Origin of the sequence: Mesorhizobium sp. M5C.F.Cr.IN.023.01.1.1, assembly GCF_003997585.1 — a bacterium.
In the GTDB taxonomy this organism is placed as follows: domain Bacteria; phylum Pseudomonadota; class Alphaproteobacteria; order Rhizobiales; family Rhizobiaceae; genus Mesorhizobium; species Mesorhizobium wenxiniae.
Genome location: NZ_RZSU01000126.1, coordinates 1 through 16,515, shown reverse-complemented (window position 1 = coordinate 16,515; position 16,515 = coordinate 1). Strand labels below are relative to the sequence as shown.

Below are 16,515 nucleotides of genomic sequence, written 5' to 3'. Positions count from 1 at the left end.
TGGCAATCCCGCAGAGCTCCACACTCGCGACGCAAGAGACGGCCTCGGATGCCGCAAGACGAAATTTCGCCGAGACCTTCGGGCGTGTTGCCGATCGAACCATTCAGAGAAACATGGACGTACAGCCGACGCTCGAGATCCGCGCTGGCTACAAGTTCAATGTGCTCGTCGATCAGGACATCGTTTTCCCGGGAACCTACAAAACTCTGTAACGCCCGGGTAACGGGAACTTCTAAGGAAGGCTGCTGGCGGCGATGGTTCTCTAGATGGGGTCAGAAGCCTCAGCCTCTCTCGATGAGGTGAACTGCGCTAGCAGCAACTTCAAAAAATGTCCTCCTCTAGCGCGCTAATTTCCTCCACTTGACATAAATTCGAAAAAAAGCTCCATTATATTCGATATCCAGACGATGTTTGACAGGCGGGACAGCGACATGGCAACGACGCTGTTGACGGTGTTTCGAAGCATTTGGCTCGACCGAGGTGCTCAACAAATTGCTACCGACGATCAAGCAGGAGCATTCGTGTCTCTTCTCGGCCAGTCAGGGGTGCGGGAAATCAACGCTATTGCGGATGTTCGCCGGCTTCGAAGCGCAGGGCCCGCGGCACTGTTTCAATTGGCGGACGAGTTGTGGACCATTTGGCTCCGGGAGCGCGCAACCCGGCAATGGTTTTTCAGAGCAATGTCCTTGTATCCGCATATGACGGTCGAGGAAAACATCTCGTTGGCGCCTGTGATGGAGAGCCTTAGCGCGGTGCAGAGATTGCCGATGGTAGGGCCATTCGTGTCGGGCGGCGAGCCAAGATGACCGAAATCGCATCGAAAGTTCGCGAAACTACGGCGATCGTGGAGATTGATCATCTAACGAAGGACGCCTTTGCAACGTTCGGGAGGGCAACGGCAGCTGGCGCGGGCCATGGCTCGCGCACCGGGCTTGTTCCTGATGGACGAACCCATTGTCGAACCTCGATGCAAAGTTGAGGGTGGTGACGCGAAGCTATGTCACTCATGATCAAAGCGATGACGATGTCAGCTCGCATCGCATTGATGATGCATGGCCGGGTGCTGCAATATGCCAGCCCCAAGGCCCTTTATGCGACCCCAACGCATTTAGAAGTCGCGACATTCATTGGCCAGCCGTCGGTCAACTGTTTGCTTCGAATGGCTCGATCCAGCTGGATGTGGCGGAGAAGATCGAGCTCCGCACCGCTCACGGGGTCGCTCTGTCGGCCGAGGAAGGCCCGAGATAAATGATCACCACAAAGAACGGCGCCATCAAGTAACCCAACGTTACACCTGTTTCTTGCCCCACCTCCTCCCGGAGTCGGGCCCATGTAAGTGTGGAGCAATGCAAAAAATCATTCATATAACAGACCCCCATTTTGTCGCCCCTGGCAAGACGCTTTATGGCATCGATCCGGCGCAGAGACTGCGCGACACCTTGGACCACGTCTCGCGCGTACACGCAGATGCGAAACTCATCCTTATTACCGGCGATCTTGCTGATACAGGCGATCCGGCCGCTTACGTGCTCTTGCGCGAGATCTTGTCGGAGGTCCGGCTGCCCGTCTATTTAACGATCGGCAACCACGATGACCGCAGCGCATTTCGAGGGGTCTTCGGCGGGGAAGGCTTCGTTCAGGCGGCTGTCGACCTGCACGACTGGCTCGTCGTCTTGCTCGACACGAAGGACGACATTAGTCATTTCGGTTGCCTCGACGGTGGCCGGTTTGAATGGCTCCAAGACCAGCTTGTCCATGCGGCCGGCCGACCAGTCGTGGTTGCTATGCACCATACGCCAGCGGACTTGCATGTGCCTTGCTTTAAGACGAGCGACATGAAGGAGACCGATCGGTTCTTTTCCATCGTTCGGAAAAACGCTTCGGTCCGCCACATGCTCTTCGGTCATCGGCATGTTGCTGCGGCAGGCAGTTTGTCGGGCATATCGTTCACTGCCAGCCGTGGCACGGCGCAGCATATCGTTCTGGACTGGGAACAATATGGCAAGCCCATATTCGTGGCGGCTGCGCCCTCATATGATGTCGTCATGTTGGACGGATCGGATGTCGTCGTCCATCGTCACGAGGGACTTGATCAACTGCCTGTCATTCGTCCCGGTGACCCGAAATGACGGCTGCACCCTCAATCACCACTTCCGATCGGCCACGGCCTCGACTGATCATCTTCGATTTTGACGGCACCCTTGCGGAGACGGAAATTATAGCATCGGAGGTGATTTCGACAAAACTCGCCGCGGAAGGTGTCCAGGTGCATCCGGATGAAATCACGGCAACGCTCTCCGGTGTTGAGCGGGACGATCAACAACCGCGTCTGGAAAGCCTTATCGGTGTGAGCCTGCCTAAGAACTTCATGGAAACAGTCGGGGTTGAGATTCAGCTGGCCGCCTCTGTGAGCCTATCGGCGACACCTGGCGCGATTGAACTGCTCCAGTGGCTTACCATTCCGTTCTGTGTCGCATCCAACACATCTCGTTTTGAACTCATCCACCGCATGAGAGCCGCTAATCTTTTAGGGCTTGTAGGCTCACGGTTCTTCTCCTCCGACGACATCGGTATCCGCAAACCTGATCCTTCCGTGCTGCTGTTGGCGGCGGAAGTCATGGGCGTGTCTACGGGCGAGTGCCTTGTCATTGAGGACAGCGTCATCGGCCTTAATGCCGCGCGAAATGCAAATATGCGCTACTGCGCGTTCGGGGGCGCCCGCCACCATTCCAATCAGCTGAGGAATGATCTCCGAACCTTTGAGCCCGAGGCATTGTTGTTGAACTTGGAGGAGCTTAAAGGCTTGCTTTGCCCAATGTAGAAGACTGGCGGCGGCATGGGCGAGTTACGCCGGCCCCCATGCGAGAGCGGTCAAGCAATGGGGCTACATCCGGAATTCACCATATCCCAACGGACAGTGCAATGAAGAACGCGGACAGATCATCAAGCTTGGTGCGGGATGCTGTATATGATCTGCTCACCAGCGGACCCAGCTCACAATCAAGGATCGCGCATTTCATTGCCCAAAACCCCGAACTTCTTGGGGATATATCCATCTCCAAACTCGCTCGTCAGACAAACAGCGGAGAAGCGTCGATTGTGCGATTTTGCCGTACACTTGGCTTCTCCGGCTTTCGCGAGTTCAGGATGGCGTTCACCGGGGAGATTGAGCGCGATAAAGCCCGGCGACTAACACAGTACCTCACCACTGAAGATACGCATGTAAGGCCGGAAATTGCCAACCTGAGCGCGGCGCTCCAACATTCGGTTGCGGCCTCGGCTCGCCTTCTCGACTACGCCCAGATCGAGCGCCTGACGGAGCGACTACAGAGTGCGACGCGTGTTGAAGCTTTTGGTATGGGCGTCTCCGCAGTCTGCGCTGAGCTGTTATCACATCGCCTGATCTGGCTGGGGATCCCTATGCATTCAACCGGGACTGTGAACATCGCTCGCGGTCTGGCTCACGGGCTGGATGCTTCGGCGTTTGCTATCGGCATCTCCTATGAAGGTATGAGCGAGGAAACAGTTGCCTTTCTCAAAACTGCCCGCGACAGAGGAGCGTATACGCTTGCAATAACGACGCGTGACAAATCCGCGGTCTCTGAGGTTGCGCATGAGGTGCTCTTACTTAGCTCCGCAGGCCCCTGGCCGGAACCTGGATCGGCAAGGCTTATGCCTTCAATGGCTCTGTTGAGCGAGTGCATCGCCGAGTGTCTGAAGGGGCACAAATACCTGAAGATCCCTCAATCCTCGCGCACCAAATCATGACTGTACGAACGGCTTAACAGCTTAACAAGACTCCGGTCGCTGCCAACACCGCCTTCGGCGAAGCCTCCCTTTCGCGCTTCAGACCGCCAGGTGGTCATTAGTCTACCCATCCCCTGCCGGCACTGATATGATGAAAAAAACCATCTATTGATATGAAAATAAAAATATGCTTTACCATCTGGGCGCAACGGTCGGCCTCCGCCCGCTGTTGCCTTCAAGAGCTTCAATCCGTTGCGGATCAGGTACGTGTACTTTGAGCGAAGAGTTGGATGACCCATGGCAGATACCAGCGACGTCGTGATCGTTGGAGGTGGCATTATTGGCTCGTCGATAGCATGGCACCTCCGTGAACAAGGCGTGAAGAGTGTTCGCATCATCGAGCGGGATAACATGTTCCGCGGAACCAGTGCAGCGGCGGCAGGATTCATTTCAATCTGGGCCGTTTCTGCTCCGACCCAACAGGCCGAGGAAGCCGAACTCGAGCGCTACGGCCTCGAATTCTACGCTAGGCTTCACGCAAATCATGACATCGACTTTCGGCAAAATGGGCTTCTCTGGGTGGCCGGAAATGAGGCAGCTTGGAAACAGATGCAGGCGATGGTGGCGCATCCTGAGGAACCGAAGACTCATGCACTTGACTCTGCGCAAGTCCATGACGCCACGGCTGGCATGATCAGTGCAGGCGAAATTCTCGGCGGGGTACTACAGCCGGGTGCCGGGCAGCTCGCTGCAAGTAAGGTCGGTATTGCGCTAGCAAATCAGCTCGACGAAAAGGGCGTCGTGATCGATACAGGTCGGTCCGTAACGGGACTGGTGCAACGCGGAGGAAGGATTGTTGGCGTTGATACATCGACCGGCCACGTTGCTGCCGACAAGGTTGTCGTTGCCGCCGGTGCATGGAGCAATCCGCTGCTTGAGCCACATGGCGTTTACCTTCCAATGGTTCCACACGTGGCGTCCCGATTGATCGCGCGACCCATGGGCATCCCCGCTGCGATGCCGGCTCTATTCCTCACGGGCATTGCATCTGATGGCCAGGCAGGAAACGTGCTTTGGGTTCGCCAACATGAGGGGGGGCTGGTGTTTGGCGGAATGTATTCAATATTCCCGCGGGACATGTTTGTTCAGTCTCAATTGCCCGACCAATTCAGCGACATTCCGATCGATGGCGCATTGGAGGCGCAACGACGGGCAGAATTCGCAACGCGCATGCTTCCGGCATTCGCCCGTAGGTCAGGATTGAGGGTAAGCCATGGCGCGCCGTTATACACTCCAGACCGACGCCTTCTTGCTGGAAGTGTCGAAGGGATAGAGGGCCTTTTTGTCGCAACCGGCGACAACGAGTTTGGCATGACACATGGCCCAGGATTAGGCAGGGCTCTGGCCGAGTATATGACCGGTCAGTCAGGCGCGCCATGGGTGCGTATGGAGCAGTGGAAAATCGACCGTTTTGGGACGCGGTATCGCAACGGGGCGCAGGTCCAGATCGACGTGGAACGCATGCTGCTTGAACAAAATGACGGCTTCACTCTGACTTGAATGACGGCCAAACCAGCCAGTCATACCCCAGGAGAAGATATGGTCAACGTGTCGCTTAGAGCGGTAAAGAAATCCTACGGTAGCCAAGCTGTCGTTCACGGCGTCGATCTCGATGTCCGCGACGGTGAGTTCGTCGTTCTAGTCGGGCCGTCAGGTTGCGGCAAAAGTACGATCCTTCGAATGATCGCCGGATTGGAGGGCATTTCCGATGGCGAACTGTCGATAAATGACCGCGTTGTGAATCATTTGGGCGCCAAAGATCGAAACCTGGCAATGGTCTTCCAAGACTATGCTCTTTATCCGCATATGACTGTCGCTGCTAATATCGGATTTGGGCTGAAGATGCATGGCATCCCTGCTGGAGAACGCACACAGCGGATCAAAGAAATTGCGGAACTGCTACAGCTAACGCCATATCTCGATCGAAGGCCGCGGGCTCTTTCTGGCGGACAACGGCAGCGCGTGGCCATGGGACGGGCTCTTTCCCGAAGCGCGCAGCTGTTTCTGTTTGATGAGCCACTTTCAAATCTTGACGCCAAACTGCGAACTGAAGTTCGCACCCAGATCAAACTCCTTCACCAAAAACTGAGTATGACGTCAATTTTTGTCACGCATGATCAGACGGAGGCGATGACGCTCGCCGACAGGATCGTTTGTCTGGAGGCCGGCCGGATCGCCCAAATCGGGACACCCGAGGAGCTTTATAATTTTCCGCGTAACGTCTTTGTCGCGACATTTATCGGGTCGCCTCAGATAAATCTGTTGGAGGCTGAAGGCCACGGGCACACACTTACTCTGCGAGACGGCCAGGTTTTGAAGATGCCCTGCAGCATTGCTGCTCTTGAAAAAAAGAGACGTGTCCTCCTGGCCATCAGGCCAGAGGATCTCACTGACGAAAGCAGAATGAATTCGACGGATGTTTTTCAGCCTTTGGAGATAAGTCATCTTCTTGCGGAAACGGTTGGATCCGACACCTACGTTATCGGGGAATTGGGTGGAACACGACTGACTGCACGCTGTGCTTCGGCGATGCGCCCCGATCTGGGTTCGCGTCTTCGACTTCATGTTAACGTAGGGCGGCTACATCTCTTCGATCCAGAGACGAGCCTGCGCATCTGAGTACGTCTTCCCATTTGGTCCGAAAAGTGACGTCGGCGCGAGCGGAGTTCCTTTCAAAGCCGCAGCCGAGCGAATAAACGCCTGGACGCCCAATAGTGGTGAAACACATAGTTCTACTAATAAATGGTGGAAGTGCGGCATTATCTCTCTCCGAAGTTGTTCGGAAATGACCAAAGGCGAACATTTCGCGTCGCGATGGCCTGTTCAAAAGAAACCATGAAGGGGAACATTTATGAAAATCATTAAAGCAATGGTTGGCGCGGCAATTGCAACTCTCAGCGCCTCTTATGCATTGGCGGAAGAGCTCAATCTTTACCTCATTCCGAGCCCATCTTCGACCGCCATACAGTCCTTCATTCCTGCATTCGAAGAGCAGACGGGGATTGAGGTTCATGTCACGGAGGTGCCGTATAGCGAGGCGCATCAGAAGCTGCTGCTGTCAGTGCAGCTAGGGCAGGGTCAGTACGATATCGCGCAATTCGACAACTCGTTTCTGGCCGCATTTGGAGGGGCTGGTGTTATGCAGCCTCTAGATCCGCGCATCACCACATCGAGCGAATACGACATCGGCGACTTTGAGCCGGGACAAAGAGACTATGGCAACTTCGAGGGCAAGACGCTTGGTTTGACGTTGTCAACCGAGCCGATGATTCAATGGTACCGGACCGATATATACAGCGAGCTTGGACTAAAGCCGGCGACGACATGGGACGAATATAAGTCCAATGCAAAAACCGTGAAGGACGCGGATAAGGGTGACGGCGCGATGTTCGGCTGGGGACCGAATGCAAGCTGGTGGTGGATGACATTGGTCTGGAGTTTTGGAGGTCACCTCTACGACGAACAATTGTTGCCAAGCGTTGATACCCCGGAGGCAATCTTGGCCACCAGATATTTCAAGGACATGCTGTCCTACGGGCCTGAAGGGGGAATCTCGGCAACTGGCGATGACGTCGCAAACAAGTTCTTGTCGACAGACGTTGGCGCCATGATGCAGTATTCGGGCTACTGGGGCATGGCGCTAGATCCCGCGAACAACCTGCACGCAGGAAAAATTGGGACTGCGCCGATGCCGAGAGGCGCTGCCGATATCACGCACCTTGCCGGATGGAATATCGGGATTCCGAAGGACGCCAAAAATCCTGGAGCTGCCTGGAAGTTTCTTGAATTCGTGCTTGGCAAGTCGAATTCCAAGGCATTCCTCAAGGCAGGTGCCGCCGCGATCGGAAGAAAGTCGATTACCAGCGATTCGGAACTTCTTGCAATTCATCCATACCTGCCACTCTTGAACATTCCGGCAACGTCCCGCATCGAGCGCCTCCCGCAACTCCGGGTTTGGCCGGAGATGGAGAAGGCCATTCTTGATGCACTGCCCCCAATGTTGAACGGCACCACCGACATTCCAGAAGGTTTAGCGGCACTGAATGAGACGTTGAAACCGATTCTTGCTCAGGAAAGGGCGGAATGATCGGTCTGGAGTGGAGCACTGCAATCGGTCCCGGGATGATCGTCAATGACTTCTGGTAGGCAAAGATCAAATGATATCGACCGAAACGCCCAACGAATGGCCGAATTGTTGGTTGCTCCGAGCTGGCTGCTAATTCTGGCGGTATTTGCCGTCCCGATCTTGGTGGCGTTTTATCTCTCGTTTCGCAATGAAACCTTGGGAGCGTTTATCCCGGGCCAATTTGTAGGACTGCAAAACTACAGCACCGCACTGACGGACGCGCGGTTCTGGGAAGCAATCGGAACGACATGTCTTCTTACCGTAATGGGGCTTGTCGTACAGGTTCCTACAGGGATTGCGCTTGCGCTGCTCATAGAAAAAAACTTGCTTGGCACGCAAATGTTTCGAACGGCGCTCATGGTTCCGATGCTGCTGACCCCGGTTGCAGTGGGCCTGATCTGGCGCTTCATGTTTGATGCTGATCTCGGTATCGTCAACTGGGCCCTGGGTATTATCGGCATTCACGGTCCAAATTGGCTTGGGGGGCGTTGGCCGGCGCTGATGGCCGTGACCATAGTGGACAGCTGGCAATCAATCCCCTTCATTATGCTGACGGTATTAGCCGCCTTGGTGGGATTATCGAAGGGTCCGGCGGAGGCCGCGGCAATCGACGGAGCGAATACGTTTCAAATATTCTTCTACGTGACGCTTCCCTCTCTGCAGAAAATCATACTCCTTCTTGTGATGATCCGCATCATCGATAGTTTGAAGATGTTCGACCTCATATTCATCGTCACGTCGAAGGGCGGACCTGGAACCGCAACTCAAACGCTCGGTATGCTCGTCTATAATACTGGGTTCGGGTTCTTTCAGACATCACGGGCAGCCGCGCTTGGCGTCCTGATGGTCATCCTTGTCTCACCGATCTACTGGCTGTGGCGCAGAGCGGCACGGGAGCAATGAAAATTATGGCAAGGCGACATCTCAGCAATTTATGTTGTTACGCGCTTCTCTTTTCTGCAAGCTTGATATCATTGTTTCCAGTTTTCTGGACGCTATCCACGTCTATCAAGCAACGCGCGGACACGTTTGTGCTGCCGCCCAGAATTTTTGCGTTCGAAGCCACCTGGAAGAATTACGCGGCGATTTTTCAGACCCGGGGGTTCGGGCAGGTTTTCCTCAACACAATCACGATCACGCTCGGATCAACAATTCTGTGCGTTGCAGTCAGTACGTTTGCAGCTTACGCATTGTCTCGTTCCCCCCGATTCTCCGGCCGCGCGCCGCTCGAGGTTGGCCTAATTCTAATTCGGGCCATTCCCGCCATTGTCATAATGGTTCCGCTTTTCCAGATAAGTTCGAAACTCGGCATCTATGACAACCACTACGCTCTGATTGTCATGTACGCCGCGGTCAACATTCCCTTCTCGACCTGGCTGATGACGTCTTTTGTCGACCAGGTTCCGATTGCATTGGAGCACAGTGCAGCCGTGGATGGAGCGGGTCGGGTGGCCACGTTCTGGTACGTGGTGTTGCCGTTACTGATGCCCGGACTAGCGGCGAATACCATATTCGTGTGCTTGCTTGCTTGGAACGAGTTCCTCATCCCCGTGATGTTGGCCGGGAACTCCGCCAAGACGCTTCCAGTGTTCATCTCCGGTTTCATATCCGCTCGAAACCTCGATTGGGGACCGATGGCGGCTGCAAGCTCCCTCGCAATACTTCCAATTGCTGTCATCACGGTCTTTGCGCAGCGGGCTCTAGTTTCTGGCCTGAGTTCGGGGGCCATTAAGGCTTGAAATGAGCTGAGCCAACGAGGTCCCGGATCGAGTTCAAGACCGTTTTCGATTGGTGCCCCGCACGATGGTCGGATTCGCGCCTTGGCACAGGTCAGTTCTCAATGGAAATTATCTTCTTTTATATTGATGGCGATGATGATATCCATCATAGCGGCTTGGTCCGCAAGTCAGTCGGGGCGGCCACAGCGCTGCCGTTTCGCCTGAAGCGGGGTGGCTGCCCAAGCCATAAGAATACCGCCAAGGACCCGAGAAAACGCAAACAAGGATAACTGCATTGCCTTCTTCAGAAACCGGAGCGTCGACACTCGGCCCGAGCATGATTTGGCGGAACTGGGTGAGCAATCAGGTTTGTCGGGTAAAGCATTTCGAGATGCCAAGCTCGGACCATGACGTCTGCAGTACGATCAAGGCAGCAGCCTCCAACGACCTGCGCGTCCGCGTTGTGGGTACGGGACACTCTTACACGCCGATCGTCCCCACGGACGGAGTTCTGATCTCAGCGGAGCGTCTAACAGGGATCGAAAATATCGACCCAACCAACGGCAGCGTAACCCTTCGCGGCGGAACGCGAATCTGTGACGTTGGCCCTGAACTGCGTTCTGCAGGTTGGGCATTGCCCAACCAGGGCGACATCGATCTGCAAACGATAAGCGGGGCCGTATCGACGGGTACGCATGGCAGCGGCGATAGCTTGCAATGCTTAGCGGGCCCGATAATTGGAATGCGGATAGCGACCGGCGACGGATCCATCGTTGATTTCGATGCTTCTCAAGACGCAACAGTCGGCGTCCAGAAGCCCAGCGCGCTCTCGGGAAGAACGATGAATCGGCTTCCCTCGGCTGCCCGAGCGTGAACTGTTGCGATCAGGCCACGGTGATATTGGAGCGACCCGTCGCGGCCGAGCCTTTGGCCCAGTTCGAGATCGACGCCGTTCCAGCCGTCCGGTAGGGAAGGTTCTGTCCACGTTGCGGCGGACCAGAGCCAAAAGCCTCCCAGGACAATGGCAGCTGCCGGCCAGTATCGCGATGCCATCATAGCGATACTGGCCGCAGTTGCGGCAAGGCCCCACCATCCCCATCCCGAAAAGAGCACGCCCGCCGCCGTCATAGGGTGCGCCCAGCCGGTGATGCCGAAGGGCGGCAGCCCCATCAGCACCGCCGCCGCGAGATACCGCACCGCTCTTCCCTTCCCCGGATGCCGTGTCCAGAGAAGCGCATGCACGGTGACGAATGAGGTCGAGGCCATCACCCAGAGCAGGAGGCCCGGCCAGATGTCGGCGGCATAGAAGGTCGCGACACCCTGCGGCAGGCCGCGTGAGGCGGCGAGGAAATAGCCTGCCGAGACGGCGGCCGCGACCACGCGCGACGGCGACTTCGCCCAGAGCAGCGGGAAGATCATCGCGACCGGGAGGGTCAGCACAGTTCCGCTCCAGCCGACTTTGCCCACCACAATCGACAAGACGATCAGGACCGGCCCACGCCAGCGGTTACGGATCGAAGGAGATGACCGGCCGGGCGAGGCCGAGAAGGCCGCTATCCGGTACCGGCCCAAAATATCGGGAGTCATAGGAGCTCGCAAAGGATGAGTGGAGATAGAGATGGCCCGGCGGCACGGTGCCTCCGGGATAGGGATCGATCGCCCTGCCCTCTCCGTCCGTCTTGCGAATGCGGGACGAGCCAAGCACCTCGCCGTCGATCTCGACATGGGCGCCGATATCGACACGCTGACCGGGAAGCGCCGCGACAGTCTTGATGAGCGGAGCAAAGCCGCCGGCGCAGACGCCACGCCGGAGATAGCCGCGCTGTCGTGCTTCCTCGAACCGCGGCCCGATCGGAGGACAGATGAACACCAGGTCCCCGACAATGGCGGGTCGATGAAGAGTCTCGATGCGCCAGAAACCAAGCGGCTCGCTCGGCGTGAGGTTCAGCCGAAAGCCGCCGATAACACCGATCGCCAGCGCGCCGACGACGCTGCCGGCCGTGCCGAGGAACACTGTGACGCCGCGCCTCGTCATTGCTTCATCACCGGGGTCTGGCGCTGCGAGAGCGCCAAGTCCTCGGCCTGCTTCAGCGTCGCGGCCGTGCGCTCGTGGGCTGCGAGCTGCTGCGCGGTCCGCATCACCGGCCAGGCCTCTTTCAGCCGTTCCTTTTCCTGGGGCTGGAGCCCTTCGGCGAGTTTCTCGAAGAGCTGACCTGCGGGATTGCGCGCGGCATTGGTCAGCAGCGTGCGCTCGCCGAACCGTTCCGCCACCGCCTTGTTGAAGCCGTCGATCTCGATCTTGGCCTCGCGATTGCTGAGCGCGTAGCCCATTGCCGCGGGAAGATCGTTGCGGTCGATCGCGTCGCGCACCCGTTCCAGCACACTGTGCGCGGCAGGCGACAGCGCCGGGGTGTCGATTGACACGCGCTGCCGCAGCGTCTTCTCCTCACCCTCGATCCGCTGCAGGGCGCGCTCACGCATCTCAAGATAGCGCTCGATGTCGCGCTTCAGCGCCGGCACGTTGAGGTCGGCGACGCGGCGGGCTTCGCGGTCCGCCTTGCTGGCGAGAAGACCGGTCTTGCCGTTGAGCGGGCCGATCGATGCCGGATTGATAGTGAGCTTCTGAAGCGTGTGCGATGCCGCTTGTCTGTCGGCCAGGACCGCGTGGAAGTTCATCGTCCGGAATGCGGTCTCGGAATCGGCGAAGACGTAGCGGAACCGCGTCGAGACCTCCTCCCACAGCTCCTTAAGGGCAGGATCGTCTGCGAGCTTCTGCTCGACGGTGTCGCCCAAAGTTTTGGGGAAGAGTTTCACGCCGGCAACCATCGGGCGGGCCTCCTTTTTCGTTCGCATTGTCGGAGTTTGCAGCAGGCCGAGGCGCTCGCCGGCCGCACGAAGGCGGACCGCCAGATCGGCGAGCCTCAAGCCCTGGCGCAGCGTCCAGTCGAGCCGGTCGCGCAGCATCGTTCGGGCGACCTGGACGATATGCAGGCCGCGGTTCTCGGCGAAGGCGAGCGCCTGGCGGTAGAGCGTGCCGCGCTCGTAATCGAGCGTGGTTTCTTTGGCGATCCGACGCGACAGGATCTTCGTCAGGCCGCCATTGAAGGCGAAGGAGCGGCGACCGTAATAGAGCTGCAGATCCTCGCGGTGGCGGGTCATCGCGACATAGGTCAGATGGCGATCCAGGGAGAGGGAGGCCAGCACCTTCACCCGATCGACGGTCGCGCCCTGCGACTTGTGAATGGTGGTTGCATAACCGTGGTCGAGGTTGTTGTAAAAGCGCTGCTCGACCGAAACCTGGCGGCGCTGATCGCCCTCGCCGAGACTGACCATGATACGGTTCGGCGCCGCCTCGACGACACGGCCGATCATGCCGTTCTTGACGCCGAGCGAACCCTCGTTTTTCAGGAACACGATCTGGTCGCCAGCGTCGAAATGGCGGATGCCGTCGGCCGTCCTGAAGCCATGGCCTTCAGTGAGGATACCGCGCTCGACCAGCTTCTCGCGCGCGAGCTCGTTGAGCATGCGCACGTCGCGGCGCAGATGCGCGAGGATCAGCGTCGTCTTTGCCGGATCGTAATCGCGGTTCCAATCGGCGACCAGGTTCTCGACAGCCTCAGCCTTCAGCTCCGAGCCAAGGACCCTGCCCTGGGCGCGATAAGCGACAAGCGCCTGGTCGACATTGCCGCGCGCCAGATCGAGCGAGGCCTTTCGCATCCAGTCCTCGCGCTGGCGGTAGATCGTTTCGAGTTCGGCATAGCCGATGCGGTCGGCGATGGCGCGGAAGGCGGCGCCCGCCTCGATCGGCTGGAGCTGCTCCGGATCGCCGACGAGCACGAGCTTGGCGCCTGCCCTGACGACGGCCTCGACGAAGCCGGCCATCTGCTTCGAGGCAACCATACCGGCCTCGTCCATGACGAACACCGTCTTGCTGTCGAGTGTGTCGCGCCCCTTTTCCCAGCGAAGCGCCCACGAGGCCAGCGTGCGGCTGGCGATCCCCGCTTCGCGCGAAAGACCCTCGGCCGCCTTGCCGGCAAGAGCGCCACCGACGACGCGATATCCGCCAAGTTCCCATGCCTCGCGGGCCGCCTTCATCATCGTGGTTTTGCCGGCGCCGGCGCGGCCGACGACAGCGGCGATGAGGGCGGGGCCCGCGACGTGCTCGATGGCGGTTCGCTGCTCGTCCGACAGCCGCTTATGTCGCGCGAACGTCGCCTCCAGCACCGTCTCCGGAACGCCGTGCGTTTCCCGCGCGGCGAGCCAGACCGACCGCCGCGCCATCCCGGCTTCGAGTCGGATCAGTTCCCGCGTTGTGTATCGCGCCGACACCCTTTCTCCGGTTGTGAACGCCACCGTGTCACCCTGCAGGCGAAGCACGTCCGGGTTTTGGATGATGCGCGCAAGGAGCTGCTGAAACACTGCCGGATCGTCGATATAGCGATGCAGCACCTTGGCGACATCGCGTTCATCAAAGACACTCTTCTCGCGGGTAACGAGGTCGAGCACGATCTCCGGTCGGGCCTGAATGCGGCGCAGGTTCTCAGCCTTCCGCGCCTCCTGCAGATCGAGCCTTTCCAGCGACGGCTTCCACCCTTCCGATGTTGCCTTGCGCTGGATCGCCTTGGCGCCAACGCCGACATGGATCGTCGGCACGAGTTCGATGCCCTGCTTCTCGTAGGAGCGGCCATCGACCTGCAGCGCGATCCCATTGAGCACGAGATGATGGTTCTGTCGTTCGAACCAGCCATCGCGAAACGCGTTGAAGTCCTGCGCGTCACCGGCCCATAGCTCATAAACGATCTTGCCAGTCTTGTTTCGCAGGGGCTGCCCATCGTCGCCGATGACCGCGACCTTCTTGGCGCCAAAGCCGTCTTCGGTGAGAGGCCGCAGCGTGGTCATCAGGTGGATGTGTGGATTGCCGGGGTTGTCGTGGTAGACCCAGTCGGCGACCATACCCTCCGAAAGGATGTGCTTTTCCACGAAGTCGCGGACGAGCGCGATGTTCTGTTCGACTGAGAGCTCCAGCGGCAAGGCAATGGTGAGGTCCTTGGCAAGCTGCGCGTCGACACGCTTCTCGAAGGCCTCGACCTTGTTCCAGAAGGCCTCCGCCGCACTAGTGACGGCCCGGTCCGCGATCAGCTTGCGGGCCCATTGCGGCGCATCGGCCGGTAGCAAGAACTCCTCATGGACCAGGCCCTGCTTGCGCGAATAGTCGATGGTGCGGGCCTCGCGCTCATAGTCCATCTTCGCGCAGTGCCGATAAGCCGCCGACAGCACCGCGCTGCGGCCGTCGCCGCGGCTGACGATGCTGACGGAGAAATGGGCAACGGCCACGGCGACGAAAACTCCCGAATGCGAACCTCGTTCGTCGGGAGCGGCGGGCCGTGTCAGGCCTCTACGCAACGCGTCGCATCAGCGACGTATAATTGCGCCCTTGGATCCGCTCCTTCGGAACGGCGGGATGATCCTCCAAAGTGTCGGCCTTGCCGACGTGCAAATCTGCACGTTCCTCCGGACGTGCTTTTCAGGAATCTTGCGGCGAAACAAACGCCACCTGACTTCAAGGAGACGCGACCGGAATGAAGAAGCCGTCATCGAAGATACGTGAGGAAATCGCCCGCCTGCAGGACCAGCTCAAGCAGGCCGAGACACGCGAGGCCGAGCGCATCGGCCGGATCGCGTTGAAAGCCGGACTTGGAGAAATCGAAATCGAAGAGGCCACGCTTCAGGCGGGGTTCGAGGAAATCGCCGGACGCTTTCGCGGAGGCAAGGGAGCTGCGACCGGAAAGAGAAACACCGGCGACGGCAGGACCGCCGGTAAAACGACCGCGACGGTCGCAACTGGCGCGGCTGCGGGCAGCGGTGGCGAGGCTTGAGCGGATGCGCCGGAGCCAAGCGACCGATGCCCGAAAGAAGGACACGCGCGAGAAGATCGAGCTCGGCGGCCTGATCGCGAAGGCCGGCTTGCGTTACGAGAAGCGGGCGCTGCTGCTCGGCCTGCTGATCGACGCAAGCCAGCGCATCAAGGGCGACGATGCGGAGCGCTCGCGCCTGACCGCAATCGGCGCGGAGGCCTTCGGCCGTGACGGCGAATAGGATCGCCCTCGCCCTGATCCCGGCGACGATGATGGTCGGGGTGACCATCATCATGCCGGGGATCGAGCACTGGCTCGCAGCGTTCGGAAAGACCGCGCAGGCAAAGCTGATGCTGGGGCGCACCGGCCTCGCTTTGCCCTATGTGACGGCGGCCGCGATCGGCGTGATCTTCCTGTTCGCAGCAAACGGCGCCGCGAACATCAAGGCGGCGGGATGGGGCGTCGTCACCGGGAGCGTGGCGGCGATTCTGATCGCGTTGATGCGAGAGGGAGTCCGCCTTGCGGAGATTGCCGGCAATGTCCCATCGGGCCAATCCGTCTTCGCCTATGCGGACCCTGCGACGACGCTCGGCGCCTTCGCCGCGTTCCCCGTCGGCGTCTTCGCGCTGCGCGTCGCCGTGAAGGGCAATGCCGCCTTCGCGAAGCCTGCTCCGCGTCGAATCCATGGCAAGCGCGCGGTCCATGGGGAGGCAGACTGGATGGGCATGACCGAGGCCGCAAGGATGTTTCCGGATGCGGGCGGCATCGTGATCGGCGAGCGCTACCGCGTCGATCACGACCATATCGCAGGCCTCGCCTTCCGCCCCGACAGCCGCGAGACATGGGGCGCCGGCGGGCGTTCGCCGCTGCTCTGCTTCGACGGGTCGTTCGGCTCATCCCACGGCATCGTCTTCGCCGGCTCCGGCGGTTTCAAGACGACGTCGGTGACAATCCCCACCGCGCTAAAATGGGGCGGCGGGCTCATCGTGCTCGATCCGTCGAGCGAGGT

At 58.9% G+C, this 16,515-nt stretch carries 17 protein-coding genes and 1 pseudogene; 15 read left to right on the top strand and 3 right to left on the bottom strand.

Features of this window, described 5'->3' with window-relative positions; translation table 11 throughout:
* The 12 genes from EOA78_RS30790 to EOA78_RS36280 all read left to right on the top strand — a co-directional run.
* Positions 1-212 (top strand): TrbI/VirB10 family protein (locus EOA78_RS30790; RefSeq protein WP_281034082.1); only part of this gene is annotated, 212 nt, incomplete at its 5' end.
* Between the two features lie 219 nt (positions 213-431).
* A complete protein-coding gene (locus EOA78_RS30785) occupies positions 432-806 on the top strand; it encodes a hypothetical protein (RefSeq protein WP_127319006.1) in 375 nt (124 codons plus the stop codon).
* Between the two features lie 148 nt (positions 807-954).
* Positions 955-1,248, top strand: coding sequence for a hypothetical protein (locus EOA78_RS36610; RefSeq protein ID WP_206533534.1), 294 nt, complete (start codon positions 955-957; stop codon positions 1,246-1,248).
* Between the two features lie 98 nt (positions 1,249-1,346).
* Positions 1,347-2,129, top strand: a complete 783-nt coding sequence (locus EOA78_RS30780; protein ID WP_127319004.1) for a metallophosphoesterase — start codon at positions 1,347-1,349, stop codon at positions 2,127-2,129.
* Complete coding sequence (locus EOA78_RS30775) at positions 2,126-2,821, top strand: HAD-IA family hydrolase (protein ID WP_127319002.1); 696 nt, start codon at positions 2,126-2,128, stop codon at positions 2,819-2,821. Before EOA78_RS30780 ends, EOA78_RS30775 begins: the two co-directional genes overlap by 4 nt.
* Before the next feature lie 101 nt (positions 2,822-2,922).
* Complete coding sequence (locus tag EOA78_RS30770) at positions 2,923-3,768, top strand: MurR/RpiR family transcriptional regulator (RefSeq protein ID WP_164784010.1); 846 nt, start codon at positions 2,923-2,925, stop codon at positions 3,766-3,768.
* Between the two features lie 276 nt (positions 3,769-4,044).
* Positions 4,045-5,307, top strand: coding sequence for an FAD-binding oxidoreductase (locus EOA78_RS30765; protein WP_127318998.1), 1,263 nt, complete (start codon positions 4,045-4,047; stop codon positions 5,305-5,307).
* Positions 5,308-5,346: 39 nt separating this feature from the next.
* Positions 5,347-6,426: a sn-glycerol-3-phosphate ABC transporter ATP-binding protein UgpC gene (gene ugpC / locus EOA78_RS30760; protein WP_127318996.1), complete on the top strand. Its 1,080-nt coding sequence runs from the start codon at positions 5,347-5,349 to the stop codon at positions 6,424-6,426.
* Positions 6,427-6,658: 232 nt separating this feature from the next.
* Positions 6,659-7,894, top strand: coding sequence for a sugar ABC transporter substrate-binding protein (locus EOA78_RS30755; protein ID WP_127318994.1), 1,236 nt, complete (start codon positions 6,659-6,661; stop codon positions 7,892-7,894).
* Positions 7,895-7,990: 96 nt separating this feature from the next.
* On the top strand, positions 7,991-8,836 hold the full coding sequence (locus EOA78_RS30750; protein WP_164784009.1) for a sugar ABC transporter permease: 846 nt from the start codon (positions 7,991-7,993) through the stop codon (positions 8,834-8,836).
* Positions 8,833-9,672 carry a carbohydrate ABC transporter permease gene (locus EOA78_RS30745; RefSeq protein WP_127318990.1) on the top strand — a complete coding sequence of 280 codons (840 nt, stop codon included), beginning with the start codon at positions 8,833-8,835 and terminating at the stop codon, positions 9,670-9,672. The genes EOA78_RS30750 and EOA78_RS30745 overlap by 4 nt, the downstream gene beginning before the upstream one ends.
* Before the next feature lie 101 nt (positions 9,673-9,773).
* The gene (locus EOA78_RS36280; RefSeq protein ID WP_164784008.1) at positions 9,774-9,941 is read left to right on the top strand and encodes a hypothetical protein; all 168 of its coding nucleotides are present in this window, start codon (positions 9,774-9,776) and stop codon (positions 9,939-9,941) included.
* 505 nt (positions 9,942-10,446) lie between these two features.
* Here the strand turns inward: EOA78_RS36280 and EOA78_RS30735 are convergent.
* The 3 genes and pseudogenes from EOA78_RS30735 to traA form a co-directional block, all read right to left on the bottom strand.
* Positions 10,447-11,238 (bottom strand): annotated as a pseudogene (locus EOA78_RS30735) (carbon-nitrogen hydrolase family protein); the annotation flags it as partial.
* Entirely contained in the window at positions 11,159-11,686 is a 528-nt protein-coding gene (traF, locus tag EOA78_RS30730; protein ID WP_127318984.1) for a conjugative transfer signal peptidase TraF, read from the bottom strand. The gene traF and the pseudogene EOA78_RS30735, both read right to left, overlap by 80 nt.
* Positions 11,683-14,985, bottom strand: coding sequence for a Ti-type conjugative transfer relaxase TraA (gene traA, locus EOA78_RS30725; RefSeq protein ID WP_127318982.1), 3,303 nt, complete (start codon positions 14,983-14,985; stop codon positions 11,683-11,685). The genes traF and traA overlap by 4 nt, the downstream gene beginning before the upstream one ends.
* 245 nt (positions 14,986-15,230) lie before the next feature.
* Between traA and traC the strand changes: the two genes are divergently transcribed.
* The 3 genes from traC to EOA78_RS30710 all read left to right on the top strand — a co-directional run.
* The gene (gene traC / locus EOA78_RS30720; protein WP_127318980.1) at positions 15,231-15,527 is read left to right on the top strand and encodes a conjugal transfer protein TraC; all 297 of its coding nucleotides are present in this window, start codon (positions 15,231-15,233) and stop codon (positions 15,525-15,527) included.
* A gap of 4 nt (positions 15,528-15,531) precedes the next feature.
* Positions 15,532-15,747: a type IV conjugative transfer system coupling protein TraD gene (locus EOA78_RS30715; RefSeq protein ID WP_164784007.1), complete on the top strand. Its 216-nt coding sequence runs from the start codon at positions 15,532-15,534 to the stop codon at positions 15,745-15,747.
* Positions 15,734-16,515, top strand: a 782-nt coding sequence (locus EOA78_RS30710; RefSeq protein WP_164784006.1) for a type IV secretory system conjugative DNA transfer family protein, incomplete at its 3' end; no start/stop codon positions are given. The genes EOA78_RS30715 and EOA78_RS30710, both read left to right, overlap by 14 nt.

Bases quoted from the DNA above. Each gene is read 5' to 3' on its own strand.
- EOA78_RS30785 (WP_127319006.1), top strand. From the start codon at position 432: ATGGCAACGACGCTGTTGACGGTGTTTCGAAGCATTTGGCTCGACCGA.
- EOA78_RS30780 (WP_127319004.1), top strand. From the start codon at position 1,347: ATGCAAAAAATCATTCATATAACAGACCCCCATTTTGTCGCCCCTGGC.
- EOA78_RS30775 (WP_127319002.1), top strand. From the start codon at position 2,126: ATGACGGCTGCACCCTCAATCACCACTTCCGATCGGCCACGGCCTCGA.
- EOA78_RS30770 (WP_164784010.1), top strand. From the start codon at position 2,923: ATGAAGAACGCGGACAGATCATCAAGCTTGGTGCGGGATGCTGTATAT.
- EOA78_RS30765 (WP_127318998.1), top strand. From the start codon at position 4,045: ATGGCAGATACCAGCGACGTCGTGATCGTTGGAGGTGGCATTATTGGC.
- ugpC (WP_127318996.1), top strand. From the start codon at position 5,347: ATGGTCAACGTGTCGCTTAGAGCGGTAAAGAAATCCTACGGTAGCCAA.
- EOA78_RS30755 (WP_127318994.1), top strand. From the start codon at position 6,659: ATGAAAATCATTAAAGCAATGGTTGGCGCGGCAATTGCAACTCTCAGC.
- EOA78_RS30750 (WP_164784009.1), top strand. From the start codon at position 7,991: ATGGCCGAATTGTTGGTTGCTCCGAGCTGGCTGCTAATTCTGGCGGTA.
- EOA78_RS30745 (WP_127318990.1), top strand. From the start codon at position 8,833: ATGAAAATTATGGCAAGGCGACATCTCAGCAATTTATGTTGTTACGCG.
- EOA78_RS36280 (WP_164784008.1), top strand. From the start codon at position 9,774: ATGGAAATTATCTTCTTTTATATTGATGGCGATGATGATATCCATCAT.
- traF (WP_127318984.1), bottom strand. From the start codon at position 11,686: ATGACGAGGCGCGGCGTCACAGTGTTCCTCGGCACGGCCGGCAGCGTC.
- traC (WP_127318980.1), top strand. From the start codon at position 15,231: ATGAAGAAGCCGTCATCGAAGATACGTGAGGAAATCGCCCGCCTGCAG.
- EOA78_RS30715 (WP_164784007.1), top strand. From the start codon at position 15,532: ATGCGCCGGAGCCAAGCGACCGATGCCCGAAAGAAGGACACGCGCGAG.